Source organism: Pseudomonas cichorii (assembly GCF_018343775.1).
GTDB classification, from domain to species: domain Bacteria; phylum Pseudomonadota; class Gammaproteobacteria; order Pseudomonadales; family Pseudomonadaceae; genus Aquipseudomonas; species Aquipseudomonas cichorii.
Genome location: NZ_CP074349.1, coordinates 3736894 through 3754301 on the forward strand (window position 1 = coordinate 3736894; position 17408 = coordinate 3754301).

The 17408-nt window shown below is 58.3% G+C and carries 15 protein-coding genes; 12 read left to right on the top strand and 3 right to left on the bottom strand.

Annotation, left to right across the window (positions count from 1 at the left end):
• Nucleotides 1-320 precede the first annotated feature (320 nt).
• Genes tssI through KGD89_RS26025 form a run of 4 tightly spaced genes read left to right on the top strand, consistent with a single transcriptional unit; the run spans nucleotide 321 to nucleotide 8087 of the window.
• Nucleotides 321-2390 carry a type VI secretion system Vgr family protein gene (gene tssI / locus KGD89_RS15530; RefSeq protein WP_025260684.1) on the top strand — a complete coding sequence of 690 codons (2070 nt, stop codon included), beginning with the start codon at nucleotides 321-323 and terminating at the stop codon, nucleotides 2388-2390.
• Nucleotides 2387-5626 (top strand): hypothetical protein, encoded by a 3240-nt coding sequence (locus KGD89_RS15535; RefSeq protein WP_025260685.1) that lies wholly within the window; start codon nucleotides 2387-2389, stop codon nucleotides 5624-5626. The genes tssI and KGD89_RS15535 overlap by 4 nt, the downstream gene beginning before the upstream one ends.
• Nucleotides 5593-6867 (top strand): hypothetical protein, encoded by a 1275-nt coding sequence (locus KGD89_RS26020; protein ID WP_244165754.1) that lies wholly within the window; start codon nucleotides 5593-5595, stop codon nucleotides 6865-6867. The genes KGD89_RS15535 and KGD89_RS26020 overlap by 34 nt, the downstream gene beginning before the upstream one ends.
• Nucleotides 6864-8087: a hypothetical protein gene (locus tag KGD89_RS26025; RefSeq protein ID WP_236250089.1), complete on the top strand. Its 1224-nt coding sequence runs from the start codon at nucleotides 6864-6866 to the stop codon at nucleotides 8085-8087. Before KGD89_RS26020 ends, KGD89_RS26025 begins: the two co-directional genes overlap by 4 nt.
• Before the next feature lie 13 nt (nucleotides 8088-8100).
• On the opposite strand, the gene KGD89_RS15550 is transcribed toward KGD89_RS26025, so the two are convergent.
• Nucleotides 8101-9084, bottom strand: coding sequence for a TauD/TfdA family dioxygenase (locus tag KGD89_RS15550; RefSeq protein ID WP_025260689.1), 984 nt, complete (start codon nucleotides 9082-9084; stop codon nucleotides 8101-8103).
• Nucleotides 9085-9390: 306 nt separating this feature from the next.
• On the opposite strand from KGD89_RS15550, the gene KGD89_RS15555 reads away from it, so the two are divergent.
• The 8 genes from KGD89_RS15555 to KGD89_RS15590 are packed head-to-tail and all read left to right on the top strand — an operon-like array spanning nucleotide 9391 to nucleotide 15588.
• Nucleotides 9391-10611: a PepSY-associated TM helix domain-containing protein gene (locus KGD89_RS15555; protein WP_025260690.1), complete on the top strand. Its 1221-nt coding sequence runs from the start codon at nucleotides 9391-9393 to the stop codon at nucleotides 10609-10611.
• Entirely contained in the window at nucleotides 10608-11150 is a 543-nt protein-coding gene (locus KGD89_RS15560) for a hypothetical protein (RefSeq protein ID WP_025260691.1), read from the top strand. Before KGD89_RS15555 ends, KGD89_RS15560 begins: the two co-directional genes overlap by 4 nt.
• Entirely contained in the window at nucleotides 11147-11485 is a 339-nt protein-coding gene (locus KGD89_RS15565; protein WP_025260692.1) for a hypothetical protein, read from the top strand. The genes KGD89_RS15560 and KGD89_RS15565 overlap by 4 nt, the downstream gene beginning before the upstream one ends.
• Nucleotides 11482-12054, top strand: a complete 573-nt coding sequence (locus tag KGD89_RS15570) for a DUF6162 family protein (protein WP_025260693.1) — start codon at nucleotides 11482-11484, stop codon at nucleotides 12052-12054. The genes KGD89_RS15565 and KGD89_RS15570 overlap by 4 nt, the downstream gene beginning before the upstream one ends.
• A gap of 35 nt (nucleotides 12055-12089) precedes the next feature.
• Nucleotides 12090-13019, top strand: a complete 930-nt coding sequence (locus tag KGD89_RS15575; RefSeq protein WP_025260694.1) for a metal ABC transporter substrate-binding protein — start codon at nucleotides 12090-12092, stop codon at nucleotides 13017-13019.
• Entirely contained in the window at nucleotides 13016-13777 is a 762-nt protein-coding gene (locus KGD89_RS15580; protein WP_025260695.1) for a metal ABC transporter ATP-binding protein, read from the top strand. The genes KGD89_RS15575 and KGD89_RS15580 overlap by 4 nt, the downstream gene beginning before the upstream one ends.
• Nucleotides 13777-14676 (top strand): metal ABC transporter permease, encoded by a 900-nt coding sequence (locus tag KGD89_RS15585; protein WP_025260696.1) that lies wholly within the window; start codon nucleotides 13777-13779, stop codon nucleotides 14674-14676. Before KGD89_RS15580 ends, KGD89_RS15585 begins: the two co-directional genes overlap by 1 nt.
• Nucleotides 14677-15588, top strand: a complete 912-nt coding sequence (locus tag KGD89_RS15590) for a metal ABC transporter solute-binding protein, Zn/Mn family (RefSeq protein WP_025260697.1) — start codon at nucleotides 14677-14679, stop codon at nucleotides 15586-15588. It begins immediately after the preceding gene.
• Nucleotides 15589-15663: 75 nt separating this feature from the next.
• Here KGD89_RS15590 and KGD89_RS15595 read toward each other — a convergent pair whose 3' ends face one another.
• Together KGD89_RS15595 and KGD89_RS15600 are read right to left on the bottom strand one after the other, a co-directional pair.
• Complete coding sequence (locus KGD89_RS15595; RefSeq protein ID WP_025260698.1) at nucleotides 15664-15891, bottom strand: MbtH family protein; 228 nt, start codon at nucleotides 15889-15891, stop codon at nucleotides 15664-15666.
• 81 nt (nucleotides 15892-15972) lie between these two features.
• Nucleotides 15973-17373: an aspartate aminotransferase family protein gene (locus KGD89_RS15600; protein WP_025260699.1), complete on the bottom strand. Its 1401-nt coding sequence runs from the start codon at nucleotides 17371-17373 to the stop codon at nucleotides 15973-15975.
• Nucleotides 17374-17408: the final 35 nt, after the last annotated feature.

Genomic DNA, 17408 nt, shown 5'->3' on the forward strand with positions numbered 1-17408 from the left:
TGAACAAGAACGAACTGGAAGCAAAATATTTAACGGAAATTAAGGGTCGGTAGCACATCGCCCTTATGCGCAAAAACATGCGCATGCAAAAATGCTAATAATCGCTGAAAGCCTTGTATTTAAAGACTTTTGGCCACTGCGCAAAGAATTGCGCGGGTGCGCAAGCTCTTGCGCACTTTTTGCCGAAAAAGTCGCCTCTTTTTCAAACAGCAAAATGCCATGTGCTTGTATTGGCTGGATAAAAATCAACCGGCATGGTTTTTGACAGACGTCTCTCCGCTCAACGGGTGTTATTGCCCATACAGACGGAGGAACAAGGGATGTCCGCACCCGCCCATCAAGTGCATTTCAGCCTGCACCTGCAAGACGTCAAACACGACTTCAAGGTACTGGCCTTTACCGGCACAGAGTCCATCAGCCAGCCCTTTGCCTTTGAGCTGGAACTGGTCAGCGAAAACCCGGCGCAGGATCTGGACAGCCTGCTCAATCGCTCGGCCTTTATGCAGTTCGGCCCCGACGAAGCTGGCGTACATGGCTTGATCGACCGTATCGCCCAGGGCGACTCCCGCAAGCGACTGACCCACTACGCCATGACCCTGCGACCGCACCTCGCCTACCTGGGCCATCGCATCAATCAGCGCATCTTCCAGCAGCAGTCCGTGCCCGACATCATTGCCCGGGTTCTACAGGACCACGGCATCCTTGCCGACCGCTATCACTTCCAGCTCGGTCTGCCCTACCCAAAGCGCGAATACTGCGTGCAGTACGACGAATCGGACCTGCATTTCATCCAGCGTCTCTGTGAAGAAGAAGGCCTGCACTATCACTTCCAGCACAGCCCAAGCATGCACCGGCTGGTATTCGGCGATGACCAGACAGTCTTTCCCAAGCTAGCGCCTCTGAGCTATCGACAGGACAGCGGAATGCCGCCCGACGGGCCAGTGGTCAAACGTTTCAATGTCCGCCTGGAAACCCGCAGCACTCGCACCACGCGGCGGGATTATGACTTTCAGAAACCACTGGCTCCCCTTGAAAGCGAAGTCCAAAACAAAACCCTACCCGACCTTGAGGACTACGATTACCCCGGCCGTTTCAGCAACCGTGAGCGTGGCAACCTCCTGGCCCGGCGAGCACTGGAACGCCACCGCCATGATTACCGCCTCGCCGAAGGCCACAGCGATCAGCCACGGCTGGTCAGCGGCCACTTTCTGGACCTGACCGGGCACCCGCACAAGGACTGGAATCATCTCTGGCTGCTGACCGAAATTCGCCACGAAGGCTTCCAACCGCAGGTGCTGGAGGAGTCGGCAGCCCCCTCTGACTGGCAGGGCTATCGCAATACCTTTCGGAGTACACCGTGGGACGCTTTCTACCGCCCGCCTCTTCGTCACCCCAAACCCCGTATTTCGGGCAGCCAGACGGCAATAGTCACCGGCCCACAGGATCAGGAAATCCATTGCGACAAACATGGCCGGATCAAGGTGCAGTTCCACTGGGACCGCGAGGGCCAGCAGGATGCCAGAAGCAGTTGCTGGCTGCGGGTGTCGTCCGGTTGGGCGGGCAATCGCTATGGTGCTGTCGTGTTGCCACGGGTCGGCATGGAAGTGTTGGTGACTTTTCTGGAAGGCGACCCCGATCAGCCACTGGTGACCGGTTGCCTGTACCACGCCGAAAACACCCCGCCCTACGCCTTGCCCGAACACCGCACCCGCAGCGTCTTCAAGACCTTGAGCAGCCCCGGCGGCGGTGGCTCAAACGAGTTGCGCATCGAGGACCGCAAGGATCAGGAACAGATCTTCATCCACGCCCAGCGCAACTGGGACCAGAGCATCGGCCACGACCAGAAGATCCATGTCGGCAACGAGCGCCACGACCGGGTCGAGGCCAACAGCTACAGCGAATTCGGGGCCGAAGAGCACTGCACCGTCAACGCCGACCGCAAGGTGGAAATCAGGGCGAACGATCACCTGAGCATTGCTCAGGTTCAGAACATCAAGGTGGGGATGGCGCAACTGGTCGAGGCCGGTCAGGAAATCCATCTCAAGTCCGGCGACAAGACAGTGATCGATGCGGGTATGGAACTGACCCTCAGGGTCGGCGGCAGCTTTATCAAGATCGATCACAGTGGCGTCAGCATCAACGGGCCACTGGTCAGGACCAACCAGGGCGGCTGGCCGGGTATAGGGACCGAATTGCCGCCCGTACTGCCCATTGCTCCCAAGGCGGCAGATACATCCCCATCCGGCAGAAAACTTCTGGCCGTGCAGACCCCACCCAAAACCGAAACATCCACCTCCAGCAAGGGGCCCGAGGCGCTGATCGTCGATGTGTGGGGCGATCCCGATCAGGGCAGCCAGGTGATTCTGCTGGGCCCGGAGGAACAGCCATGAAAACGTTCAACGACAAGTCCATTAATCAAGGCACCCGCAAGCATACCGAGTACCTCAATGATCAGCGTGCGCGGCTGGCTTTGCAGGTCCCTCGCACCGATGGCGGCGTGCTGCACATCCCCCTGCTCCCCGATGCCCTGAGCACCAGAGAGGAAGAAAGCATTCAGCGCAATACGCTGCTCTCTGTTCTGCCTCTGGCGCGTCTTCCCGGTTATGACCAACCCAATGAATATCCCAGAGGCGGCCTGCCTCGGCGGGGGCGAATTTATGTGTTCTGGCGCGACGTCCTGTGGCGAGAGCTGGAAACCGATGGCCAGGGCCAACTGTTCGAGGTGGATGTCGCTCACTGGCGCGCGGTCGCACAACAACTGGGCAATGCCGACAAGCGCGACCCGGTGGCCGTCAAACAGCAGGTGATTCTGCTGCCGATGCTGCTGCAGGGCCGCTTTGTCGCCGACCAGCTACGGATGGCCTACAGCGAACTGCCCTGGAGCTGGGAATACATCCAATGGCTTGAAAGCGACGCCAGCCGGATCAAGGCTCGTTGTCAGCCTATTGCACGCATCTGGGACACCGCCGTGGCGGGCTCGAAACAATGGACCACCACACAGGACAACCCGAGCCTACCGGTCAGCTTCATTCGCAAAGGCATGCGTGCCAGAGACTTCAATATTGAAAGCGCCATGGAAGACCCTCTGGATTTCACGCCGGAGTTTGCGGCGTTCAGCGATGAAACGCTGCTCAAACGCTTGCAAAGGCGTCAGGAGCAACTGGCGCAACACCTCAAACAGCAACCGCCTGCGCCACTGCCCGAAATGGAAGCGGGCGTCGATCTGCTGGACACTTACAAGCTGCGGGACAACACACATCTGGTCGCTCTCATTCTTGAAGACCCGCTGTTTGCCGTACGCCATGCGACTGCGCAGATACGCAACTGTGTTTCCTACCTGCAAACCTTGAATGCCCTGATTGCCTTCCAGCCCCACGGACAATATGCCCAGGTGCTGTACAGCGCCGTGGGTGGGGAGTACGCCCACCTGAAAGGGCGGATCGACCTGCCCAGGTTTCATGAAACGGTGTTCGAGCAGGAACGCAAGTCCGGACGCAAATCGCTGGCGATGCACATGGCGCGACTGGTCCATGTACTCGACAGGAAACTCCCCGCAGTCCTCATGGACTGGACCTATCGCCACGACGAGGCCTTGCTGGAACCCTACAGCCTGATGACAGATGCTCTGGGTGCCCTCGAATACACACCCGCCCAGGCGGATGCGCTGTGGATTGAAAAGGACATTACAGCGCTGGAAACCTCGATCAGGGCATTGGTCGCAAACATACTGCAGGCCGATCACCCTCTGGGCACCATGCTGCTGGCCACAGACACCGGACAACCGCCAGAACTGCTCAAACGCCTGATTGCCCTGCGCGACCGCAATGAAGCACCCCAGCCAGAAGCCATGGGCCTGAGCACCCTGATGCTCAGCGCCTCATTTGCCGAAAAAGTGGACTGGCCCGGCATAGGCAAGACCTTCGCGTACTTCATGGGCGACCTGCTGGATATCTTCGGTGCCAGCGTCGTGGCGCAACTCAGCCGACTGTCAAACAGCAGCATAAAGATCAAGCTCGACCGGCTATTCACCCCGACCTTCAACACCCTCTCGACCCTCTCGACAAAGATGGCGGGCATCCGCCTGATGCCCATGGGCGAAGCACTGGCCGGCAACTATGTGGTGATCGGCGTTCAAGGCCCAGGCTTGCGCAGAGGCCTGACCGACAGCGAACGCAGCGAACTGACCCGCAAGAACTACCGCTACGCCACCCTGCACAGCCATTCCGGCGAAAACCTGGGCAGCACCAGCGCCAAAGGCCAAGGCAAGAACGCCCCGATGCTGCGTAATGTCACGGTGCTTGCCCTCCCTGAGGGCCATCCCGAACTGGCTCGCTACAGCAACTTTCGGGTGAACTTTGGAGCGCTGACGCAGGGGATGGAGAAGACCAAGGTGGTGCCTACGTCGATGGTGGGGTTTGCGGTTTTTAACTTGATGGTGCAGATAGAAGCGATTGAAGAGTTCAAAGCTAGTGAAGAAAGTTTTCGGGGAATTTTTGGAGCGGGCAGCGCTTTAGCTGATCTTGTTGCAGCACTAGGAGGACACAGCAAACTTCTCTTCGGTAAAACTATCCAAAACTATCTGACCAAACCGCGTATCAACGTAGCGGAAATCTCGTCCCGCTGGGCAAAAAACCTCGAAAAACAAACAGGCAGTCCCAAGCTGCCTCTGCTGCGCGCCTTTGGTGGCATAGCTACATTGCTTAGTGCAACAACAAGTGCTTGGGACGTCTATCGAAACTATCGCGATAGTAATTACGCGCTATCAGCAAGTTATGCAGCCATTACAGCGGGAAATTTAATATGGCTAGCCTATACCATAGGTCTTACCATCAACCCCATTGCACTTTTGATAGGGGCAGCACTGGTGATTGGCGGAGCAGTGCTTGCCAATATATTTGCTGACGATGCAATCGAGTTTGCCGTGCGTTATGGCCCCCTCGGTACAGACTCTGCCGCTGAAGATTCGCCTAAAGAATTTCTACACTTAAAAGATCCGCTCATTGCTTATCAGCAATTAACGGGGCTTCTAAGCGAACCCAAGATTAATGCAATGCGACTCGGCGACTGGCGCAGAAAAGCCCCGACACATCATCTTGAGGCACTGTTAAACGCCGACGAGCAACGCAAACGTCCGACAAATACACATATGCAAACCATCACACCCAACGCTCAAGTCCTGGACGATCAGGATTGGGTCGTGACCTTGAGTACTCCCCTACTGGGGATGCTCAGCAATAGCCCCCAACACTTTCAGTTGCTGGCCCATGAGTTTCAATCAAATATGGAAACCGGTATGGCCTTCACTGGCCAGCACTATCACTGGCAAACAGCGGGCAACCCGAAACTGGCGGCGGTACCACTGGATACGACCACCGTTCTATATGTCTTGCCCTCTTTCATTGAAACCACCTTTCCCATCAGCCGCACCGTCAGAACCGAAGGGCTGAAAATCAGTACCCAAATCGAGTTGCATGCAGAACCGGGCAGCCCACCGTTGCTACTTCCGCAACCCCACCCCAAAAAGTGGAAGCCTTTTATGCCTGCCCACCGCCGAGCACCCAATGGCAACCCAGAGAGTAGCCCTCCTCTGTATTGGCAGATCGAAACCATCGAGCACCGTATATGAACGCAAATATTGATACTCCCTACGCCAATAGCGCCTATCGCAGCGACAACAAAGGATCACTACCTCCACCAAGTTCGCATGCCCATCTCAACCGTAATGGCCTTTTCGACACCCATCTTGCGTTTGGTCATTACGCCGAGCTGGACCCGGCTACGGAAATCACTCTGCAACTGGAGTGCGAAGAACATCAGACTTATCAGAAGCAGGAAGAACGTGGTGAAAAACGGGAAGTGTATTTTGATGCAAAGCGCTGGCGCTTTCAAAACTCCAGTAAGATTCCACACCTGCTATTTTTATCCAAGCTAATGGCCTTCCCCTTCACATGGGCGCTTTGGGGTATGGGAACTTTCTATGCAGTTATTCTTGAACTGGCATATGGAAACGTGACGACTGAAATCACCGTCTTAATAGCCGCTCTATCAGTAGGTTTGATGTTTACCTCCCTCACCTTGTACATGACCGGAAAAGAAATCGTTCATTACATTCAGATTGCCGGACTCCTTATCTGCACAAGCCTTGTCCTCTGGCTAAAAGGCTCTCTCTTCGGCAACAGTGAAATGCATATTTCCTTCTGGCTGGGCACCTTCCTCTACTTCATGGGTGCCATCGGTTTCGATTGCCTGCTCTGGCTGCACAGCAAGGTCAGCCGCCACGACGGCAGTGAGTTCAATCGGGTAGACGGCATGGTGCGTTTCAAGCGGCGTTTCCGGCGTTTGTTTGTCGCGCCTTTCGAGGAATTCGATCCGGTGCTGACGCTGCTGCCCAGCGGTTACGGATCCCATGACTATACGATCACGCTGTATCACCGCTACACCAACAAGAAGATCTATCTGGCGACCAAGATGCATTCACTGGGGCTGGACAAGGCCAATACCCTGGCCTTCTGGGATTGCCTGCAACGCTATATGGACGTCACCCAACCGCTACCCGATTTACCGGTGCTGGAGCAAAGCCGCCATCTGGACCCGGTCACCGCCGCCCACGACGCCAGCACCGACCGCAACCCTCGCCGCTGGCGCGATCAGGCACTAACCGGCTGGAAAACCTCGGGAGAAAAGAAACTCAATGAGCAATTGCAGAGTTATCCGTGGCAGCAACAACCCTGCGTCATCAAGTCTCGCCTGAGCGAAGAACTCACCATCGAAGCCTGGTACCGCGCTCAGGAAGCCAAGGGCATTCAAGCGACGCCCAAGGCTGAGGACTTTGCGCGACGCGCTGATTACGACGAGTCACAGATATGAACGCCTACGCCAATAGCGCTTACCGCAGCGACAGCCAGGAACCACTGCCGCCACCGAGATCGCTTGCTCATATTAACCGTAATGGCCTGTTCAATACACACCTTGCCTTCGGTCATTACGCCGGGCTGGACTCGGCTACGGAAATCACTCTGCAGTTGGAGTGCGAAGAGCATCGGATCTATCAGACGCAAGAAGAAGCGGGCAAAAAACAGGAGGTGTATTGCGATGCAAAGCGCTGGCGCTTTCAGAACTCCAGCAAGATTCCGTACCTTTTATTTGTTTCTAAAATAATGAGCTTTTTCCTTATATGGGGTCCATGGAGCACATGGATTTTATCCCCAATCCCGGAGGAGCTTGGATATGGTGATCCAGATACAGCACTGACATTGTTAATAGCTCTTTTATCGACTGCACTAATGATTGGCTCCTTAGTTTTTTACATGACTGAAAACAAATATCTCCACCACGTTCAGATATCTGGTTTTTTTATCTGCGCAGCCATCGTCCTCTGGCTAAAAGGAACGCTCTGGGGCAGTAGCGAAATGCACATCGCCTTTTGGGGAGGCACCCTCCTTTACTTCATGGGTGCCATCGGCTTCGATTGCCTGCTCTGGCTACACAGCACCATCAGCCGCCATGACGGCAGCGAGTTCAATCGGGTAGACGGCATGGTGCGTTTCAAGCGGCGCTTTCGGCGTTTGTTTGTCGCGCCTTTCGAGGAGTTCGATCCGGTGCTGACGTTACTACCCAGCGGCTACGGCTCTCATGACTACACGATCACGCTGTATCACCGCTACACCAATAAAAAGATCTACCTGGCGACCAAGATGCATTCACTGGGACTGGATAAGGCCAACACTCTGGCCTTCTGGGATTGCCTGCAACGCTATATGGACGTCACCCAACCTCTGCCCGACCTTCCGGTGCTGGAACAAAGCCGCCATCTGGACCCCGTCACCGTCGCCCACGACGCCAGCACCGGCCGCAACTCACGTCGCTGGCGCGATCAAGCAATAACAGGCTGGAAAACTTCAGGAGAAAAGAAACTCAACGAGCAATTGCAACGCTATCCCTGGCAGCAACAACCCTGCGTGATCAAAGCCCGCCTGAGTGAAGAGCTCACCATCGAAGCCTGGTACCGCGCTCAGGAAGCCAAGGGCATTCAAGCGACGCCCAAGGCTGAAGACTTTGTGTCGCCGCCTGACTTTGAGAACGGCTAAGTGAAGACCTGCATCACTTGGCCGATTCGGTATGCCCTTTGGCCATAGCCACTACCACCTTGCGCTTGCCGGTAAACGGTGAGCGCGCATGGGCCGAGAGCATGTTGTCCAGCATCAGGACGTCGTTTTCCAGCCAGGGGAAACTGACGGCGCACTCATCGAGCACACCACGAACTTCGTCCAGCAGGCTTTCTTCGATGGCTGAGCCGTCGCCGTAGTAGACGTTGCGCGGCAGGTCTTCTTCGTCCACCACATCGAGCAGGGTTTCACGCACTTCCGGCTGCAGGTTGGAGATGTGGAACAGATGCGCCTGGTTGAACCAGACCATGTCCTGAGTTACCGGATGACGCGCTACTGCCTGGCAGATCTGCCGGGTGCGCAGTTCGCCGTCGTCTTTCCACTCGCATTGAATGTTGTGGGCGCGGCAGTAGGCTTCGACAACACTTTCGTCTTCGGTGTTGAACACCTGACTCCAGTCCACATCCAGGCCATTGCCGAAATTGCGCACGTACATGAGTTTCTTTTCGACGAAGCGATCACGAATGCGTGCCGGAATCCGGCGATAGATTTCACGGCTGTCGGCAATCGGGGTTTCACCGCCGGTTTCGGCAGCGATCATGCTGTAGAACCAGATGCGCATCGGCCATTCCAGGGTGTAAGCCTGCTCGTTGTGCAGGGGGATGCTCTGGTGGGCCGGGTATTCGGTGGAGGTGTAGACACCTTTGGTCACGTTGCTGCGCGGCGTTGAACCGAACTCATAGTTGAGCAACGGGTCGCCAAACCCGGCGGCGAATTCACGAAAGGCTTCCGCACCGCCGACATTGAAGCCGCGGAACAGGATCCCGCCGCTGCGGTAAAGATGTTCGGCAACCAGTGGTTTGAACTCGCCCAGGGCTTCCATCAAGTCCAGGCCCGGCTCGGGCGCCTCCACCAGCATGGGCAAGGTACCGGCCCCGGCCCGTAATGGCCGGATATTCAAACTCAACGCATGACTCATGATGACTCTCCCTTGATGGCAAAGCGTGCGAGCCCCAACGGCCTGACGCAACACCGACGTCCTGATTTAACGTACCCGGCCACCTGAAAATTAGGCCTTTCCCGCAGAAAGACAGCTCACATCCGCCTTTTGAAACATTTACTTTCATTTGGACGAAAGAAATAATTACATCATTTGCATTCTCATTCGTCTTTATTAGATGCAGCGGCAGCATCGGCCAAAAGCCATGACCGTATTTTTACAAAAAGGAGTCTGTGCCCTTCAAAAAATGGCCGCTCTGACACCGTGAATCGAGACCGTTCCCCCATGTCAAAGAAGTCCCGCTCAAAAATCTGGTTTCTCGTCCATAGCTGGCTGGCGCTGCCGATCTGGTTCTTTGTGCTGATCGTGTGCGTCACCGGCACGCTGGCGGTGGTCAGCAAGGAAATCATGTGGCTGGCCAACCCGGAGATGCGTGCCGTCAAGCCATCGGATGATGCGCCACGGCTCAGCTTCGAGCAGATCAGGGCCACCATAGAGCGTAACGAACCGAACCTGATCATCGGCACGATGATGCAGCCGGACGGTGAATATTTCGCCCTGAGCGTCAATGTCACCTACCCCGACGGGCGTTCGGTACCGGCCTATGTGAACCCTTACACCGGACTTATCCAGGGCGTCACGCCGGCCTTCGACTTCCGCCGATTCACCCGCGCCCTGCATGGCTGGTGGCTGGTGCCTTTCACCAACGGCTATTCCTGGGGCTGGTATCTGGTGTCGATACTGGGCCTGCCGATGCTGGTGTCGCTGATCACCGGGCTGGTGGTCTACAAGAAGTTCTGGAAAGGCTTCCTGAAACCCACGTTGCGCTTCAACCATGGCGCGCGAATCTTCTGGGGCGACTTTCATCGTCTGAGCGGCATCTGGTCGATCTGGTTCATTGCCGTCATTTCGATCACCGGCACCTGGTTTCTGATCCAGGCGCTGCTCTGGGATAACCAGATCAGCATTTCCAGCAAGTCCCAGACGGCGTCCATCATTCCCCATAGCAGCGTGCCCCTCACCGCTGACGGCAGCCCTGCGCCGACCATCAGCCTGGACAAGGCCATCGAAATTGCCAAGCAACGGATTCCCGGCCTGGAAGCCAGCTTCATCAGCCCGCCCAGCAATGCATACGCCAATATGGAGGTCGGTGGCCGCAGCTGGTATCCGCTGATGTACCAGACCGCCGAGATCAACCCGTACAGCGGTGAAATCGCCACCTCACACCTGTTGTCGGACCGCAACAATCTGGAGTTCGTCACCGAGTCCATGCGCCCACTGCATACCGGCGACTTCGGCGGCATCTGGATCAAGCTGATCTGGGCCTTCTTTGGCCTGCTGCTGAGCATGATGGTCCTCAGCGGCCTGCTGATCTGGAGTAAACGCACGGCACTGGCCACCCTCAATGCCCTGAAACGCGATGCCAAGGCCGAACAGGCCACCGCCAGGAAACAACAAACAGCACGACCGTCGCTGGCCACCGAAATTCCGGAGAACAACCTGTGAGCAAGGCCGCAACTGCACAACCTGTTTCGACCCTGAGCCGCGTCTGGCACAAATGGCGTTTCCATATCAATATCTTGCTGGTGCTGATTCCCTTGGGTTTCATGCCCAAGTACTTCGCCGATGACGCCCTGCTCCGGGGCGACAAGGGGCTCGGGCAGCGGGATCTGGGCACCATCCAGGTCGGGCCATGGAGCATGAAACTGGCCGAGGAACGCAATGAAGCGCCGATCTTTTCCGGCGCCTCGGGCTACATGAAAAACTTCAATGCCTCGCTGTGCGAAAGCTGCGCCGATCAGGTCAAGGCAACTTACCTGCGCATCGGTAAACCCCGCAGCCTGCGGACTGCCGGGGTGATCTTCTTCGGCGTGGCCTATCGCATGACTGCGTTCATGCAGATCCCGGAAAACACCGATCCCGATCAGGACCTGTGGATCACCATGGAGGGCTGGGACGGATCCGTGCATCAGACCTCAATTGCGCTGCAACAGGCCTCCCCTACGACCGTAGCCTGGCTGAAAAAACAAGGAGCCAAAAAATGATCGTACGCTTCCCGCTACGCCAGTTGGGTGTCAGCGCCCTCTTCCTGCTGAGCGTCGGCTTTGCCGGCAATGCCCTGGCCCACAACCCGATGTGCGAGTGCAAACAGATCGACGCCGAGCAGATCCGCTGCACCGGCGGTTTTTCCGATGGCAGCGGCGCGCCGGGGGTGACGCTGGACGTCATCGGCTATGACGAAACCATTCTGGTGCCCGGCAAGCTGGGCGCGGATTCAACCCTGACCTTCAAGCGCCCTTCCGCCGAGTTCTATGTGCTGTTCGATGCAGGCCCCGGCCATGTCGTGGAAATCGACCAAGCCGATATCGAGGCCCCATGAGTACGCCAACCCGACAGATCGTTCGCCCGGCTGGAGCCGGTCATGAAACCCTTTACGTGCTGCTGTTGTGCCTGCTGATTCTGGGTGTCGCCGCAACTGTAGTAGGCCTGCGTGGCGAGAAGCATGAGGCGGACACTGTTGCCAGCCATCAACTGGATGCACGTCGCGACCTGAGTGCCGCCGAGCAAGGCATCTACGCTGACCTGCGCGTGACACTGGACGAAGTACGCCTGCTGACGCAGGAACAGCAGGAACCGGTCACTCCACAGCAACTGGCCGAGGAAGGCTTTGCGCCCTTTGCTCAGGACGCCAGCTCTGTCAGCCGGGGCAATCATGCCTGGCAAATGGTCGAACACTCCTATCTGGGCCTGAGCCCTACACCGACAGTCGCCGGCTCCTTCCTGCTGCGCATCGAGGCCGACGACAAGGCCGAAGCCGACATCTGGATCAACCGCAAAGGCTCGCTGGCTGCACCGACCGATCTTGGCGACCAGGCTCTGATCAGCGCTGGCTGGCAGCAGGTCGTCGCGCAATTCGATGCCGGGGTTACCCGCCAGCATCGACACTGAACCCACGCATTCACTGAAAAGAAGACTGTTTACCCATGCCTATTTCATTGAAACGCCGTCCATTGCTGCGCGTCGTACTGGTTGGCCTGTTCGCAACCCTGCTCGCACCACTGGTCAGCGCCGACCCGGCCAAGCGCCTGCGGATCGGCATCACACTGCATCCTTACTACAGCTATGTCAGCAATATCGTCGGCGACAAGGCCGAGGTGGTTCCGCTGATTCCCGCCGGTTTCAACCCGCACGCCTATGAACCCCGCGCCGAAGACATCAAGCGTATCGGCTCGCTGGACGTGGTCGTGCTCAATGGCGTGGGCCATGACGACTTTGCCGACCGCATGATCGCCGCCAGCGAAAAACCGGATATCGCCACCATCGAAGCCAACGCCGATGTGCCGCTGCTGGCAGCCACCGGGATTGCGGCTCGTGGCGCGGGCAAGGTGGTCAACCCGCATACCTTCCTGTCGATCAGCGCCTCTATCGCACAGGTCAACAACATTGCCCGCGAACTGGGCAAACTTGACCCCGACAACGCCAAGACCTACACCGCCAATGCCCGCGCCTATGGCAAACGCCTGCGGCAGATGCGCGCCGACGCCCTGGCCAAACTCACCAAGGCCCCCAATGCCGACCTGCGAGTCGCCACGGTGCATGCGGCCTATGACTACCTGCTGCGTGAATTCGGTCTGGAAGTCACGGCCGTGGTCGAACCGGCTCACGGTATCGAGCCGAGCCCGAGCCAGTTGAAGAAGACCATCGACCAGTTGCGGGAACTGGACGTGAAAGTGATCTTCTCGGAGATGGACTTCCCGTCCACTTACGTCGAAACCATCCAGCGTGAATCCGGCGTCAAGCTCTACCCGCTGTCGCACATTTCCTATGGCGAATACAACGCCGACAAGTACGAGAAGGAAATGAAAGGCAATCTGGACACCGTGGTCAGGGCCATTCAGGAGGCTGGCGCATGACCGCTGCCGAACCGATTTCCCTCGTCAGCCGCGGGCCTGGCGTCACCTTCGCCGATGTCAGCCTGACTCTGGGACGCACCACCATTCTGGACCGCATCAACTTCAATGTGCGGGCCGGCAGCGTGCATGCGCTGGTCGGGCCGAACGGCGGCGGCAAAAGCTCGCTGATCAAGACCCTGCTCGGGCAGATGCCCCATCAGGGCCAGCTCAGCCTGCAATGGCCCGGCTCACCCGGCCTGATCGGCTATGTACCTCAGGCGCTGGAATTCGATCGTGGCCTGCCCATGACCGTCGATGATTTCATGGCGGCCATGTGTCAGCGTCGTCCGGCGTTTCTCGGCTTGTCCCGCCACTACGCGAAAGCCATCGGTGAAGCGCTGGAACGCGTCGGCATGCAGGACAAACGCAAGCGCCGCATGGGCGCATTGTCCGGCGGCGAGCGCCAGCGCGTGCTGCTGGCTCAGGGTCTGATTCCGGCACCGCAATTGCTGGTGCTTGATGAACCGATGTCGGCCCTCGATGAAGCCGGTATTCAGGTATTCGAGCGTCTGCTGGGCGACTGGCGTCAGGCAGGCATCACAGTACTGTGGATCGAGCACGATCTTGAAGCCGTAAAACGTCTGGCCGATCACGTGACCGGCCTCAATCGCCGGGTATTGTTCGATGAGTCGGCACAGACTGCCCTGACGCCAGAGCGGCTACTGACGCTGTTCTCCGCCCATCCGCGTGCAGCGGACAGCCAAGGGAGTGCCGCGTGATGGATTACGAAAGCTTCCGTCTGTTCATTCAAGGCCTGGCTTCGTCCGGCTACCTGCCAGAAGCGCTGGCTTACGGTTTCGTGGTCAATGCCCTGCTCGCCGGTCTGTTGATCGGCCCGGTGCTGGGCGGTCTGGGCACGCTGGTGGTGGTCAAGCGCTTTGCGTTTTTCTCCGAAGCCGTGGGCCATGCAGCCCTGACCGGGGTAGCCATCGGCATTCTGCTGGGCGAACCCTATACCGGCCCTTATGGCAGCCTGTTCGGTTACTGCCTGCTGTTCGGCATCGTGCTCAATTACCTGCGCAACCGCACCGGTCTGGCACCGGACACCTTGATCGGCGTGTTCCTTTCAGTGTCCCTGGCACTGGGCGCCAGCCTACTGCTGGTGCTGGCGGGCAAGATCAACGTTCACATCCTGGAAAACGTGCTGTTCGGCTCGGTACTGACCGTCAACGGCAATGACTTGCTGGTGCTGCTGATTGTCGGCGCGCTGGTCATGGGCCTGAGCCTGCCGCTGTACAACCGCATCATGCTGGCCAGCTTCAACCCGCAACTGGCCGCCGTGCGAGGCGTCGCGGTCAAGGCGCTGGATTACCTGTTCGTGATTCTGGTGACGCTGATTACCGTGGCTGCCGTGAAAGTCATCGGTGCCATTCTGGTGGGTGCGCTGCTGGTGATCCCCGCAGCCGCCGCACGACTGTTGAGCCAGTCGCTCAAAGGCTTCTTCTGGATTTCGGTCGCCATTGCCACCGTCAGTACCTTGTGCGGCATCCTGCTGCCTATCGTCTTCGACCTGCCCGTGCCTTCAGGCGCGGCGATCATTCTGGTGGCGGGCGTCGGCTTCGCTCTGGCCGCCATCGCCCGCGGCACAGTCCCCAGCCTCAAAGGGAATATCGGATAAATGCCTACTCTGCGCACATTGACCCTCGCCCTGGCTCTCAGCGGCCTGTTCAGCAACAGCCTGTACGCGGCCGAAAGCAAAAGCGCCAGCCCGGAACCGGTCCGGGTTCTGGCCAGCCTGCCCATCACCTACGGCCTGGGGCAGATTCTGCTCAAGGACAGCGGCGTGGTACTGGAACGCGCGGCAGCCGCCAACCTGCCCGGCTCACGCCAGACGGCCTACTTCACCGGTCGCGGTGCCGAAGCCCTGCGCAAACTGAGCGTGGAAGCCGATGCCGTGATCGGGCTGCGTTCGATCTGGGCCGATGACCCGCTTTACCCCAATGCCCGACGCAGCAATATCCGCATCGTCGAAATCGACGCTGCCCGCCCTGTGGATGGCAGCCTGCCGGGCATCGCCTTGCAACCCGGCCAGAACGTCGATGGCTTGAACAGTCAGCCCTGGCTGGCGAGCAATAACATGGGCCGCATGGCCGATGTGATGGCGGCGGATCTGGTGCGCCTGGCTCCGACAGCCAAACCGCGTATCGAGGCGAACCTGGCAGCCCTCAAACAGCAATTGCTCAAACTCAGCGCTGCCAGCGAAGCCAGCCTGGCCAGTGCGGATAATCTGAGCGTGGTCAGCCTGTCCGACCGTTTCGGCTACCTGATCAGCGGCCTCAATCTGGAACTGATCGACACCCAGGTCCTCACCGACGAACAGTGGACACCCGAGGCCCTGCAAAAGCTGACGGCAACGCTCAAGGATAATGATGTGGCGTTGGTGCTGGACCATCGCCAGCCACCGGAGCCCGTGAAAGCGGCCGTCACTGCGGCAGGCAGTAAACTGCTGGTGCTGGGAGTCGATGGAGAAAATCCGGTAGCCGAGTTGCAGGGCAATATCGAGCAGGTCATTGCGGGCCTGACGAAGTAACCCCAACCGCTCCTACAAAATGAAACAAAAACGCCCCGACATTGGTCGGGGCGTTTGTTTTAGGGCGCTACGCAATCAGTGTGCAGTAGCAGCCTGTGCTTCCATCTTCTGGCGCAGGCTCAGTGGGCGCATGTCGGTCCACACTTCTTCGATGTAGGCCAGGCATTCCTTCTTGAAGCCGCTCTTGCCCACAGTGCGCCAGCCGTTGGGGATCGCTTTGTAATCCGGCCAGATGGAATATTGCTCTTCGTGGTTGACCACGACCTGAAAGACGATGTCGTCGCGGTCGAAAACTGAAGTCATTGCTGCTCTCCATGGTTATTCAGTGCCGATGCGCCAATTCACAGCGGCTATGTAAAGTGAACGTATCGCTACGTCGAAAAATTAAAGACTGGCGACGGCTGCCGAAAGTGCTCTGCCGAATATTTCGGCCACTTCGTCGATCTGCTCGGCCGTAATCACCAGCGGCGGCAGGAAGCGCACGACGCTGCCATGGCGTCCGCCCAGCTCCAGAATCAGCCCACGCTTGAGGCATTCACGCTGAACCAGCGGTGCCAGGCGGGCAAATACCGGTGGGTGCCCAAGTGCATCGGGTGCGCCATAGGGGTCCACCAGCTCGGCACCGAGCATCAGCCCACGGCCGCGAATATCCCCCAGTTGCGGGAAGTCGCGTTGCAGGTCGCGCAGGTGCCGGGTCAAACGTGCGCCCATCGTGTTCACGTGTTCGCAGACGTTGTTTTCCTTCAGATAGCGAATGACTGCCGAACCTGCGGCCATGGCCATCTGATTGCCACGGAAGGTCCCGGCATGAGCGCCCGGCTGCCAGGCATCCAGCCATTGGCGATAGACCACTACCGCCAGCGGCAGGCTGCCGCCGATGGCCTTGGACAGCACCACCACATCTGGAATGATCCCGGCATGCTCGAAGGCAAACATCTTGCCGGTACGGGCGAAGCCGCTCTGGATTTCATCGACGATCAGGGCAATCCCGGCCTTCTCGGTGATGCGGCGCAGACCGCGCAGCCAATCCAGATCCGCCGGAATCACACCGCCCTCGCCCTGCACCACCTCGACAATCACTGCGGCCGGTAGCTGCACCCCGGCTTCGGGATCGTTGAGCAGGTTTTCCAGGTAATGCAGATTGGCCTTGACCCCTTGCGCGCCGCCCAGACCGAACGGGCAACGGTAATCGTAAGGGTATGGCATGAACTGCACGCCGGAACTCAACAAGGCGCCCAACGGTTTTTTCGGTCCCAGGCTGCCCATCAGGCTCAAGGCTCCCTGGCTCATGCCGTGATAACCGCCCTGGAACGACAACACCGTGCTACGCCCGGTCGCGGTACGCACCAGTTTCAGGGCGGCTTCCACCGCATCGGTACCGGTGGGGCCACAGAACTGGATTTTTGCTTCCTGCGCCAGTTCCTGTGGCAGAAGACCGAACAGGTCCTGGACGAACTGGTCCTTGACCGGCGTGGTGAGGTCCAGGGTATGCAACGGCAGTTCGTCGCTGATGACCTGCTGGATGGCCTCGATCACGACCGGATGATTATGCCCCAGCGCCAGGGTGCCAGCACCGGCCAGGCAATCGATGAAACGACGCCCTTCGACGTCCTCGACATGAATGCCCCTGGCACGCTTGAGCGCCAGAGGAATGCGTCGCGGATAGCTGCGGGCGTTGGACTCCTGGCGACTCTGGCGGGCCAGCAAGGGCGATTCGTCGAACTGGTAAAGCGTCTCGGCAGGCTGCGCCGGCTGATCTTCAATAAACCTGGTAGCGACTGACATCTGTGCAACCCTCAATACGCTGTCGATAAGCGAAA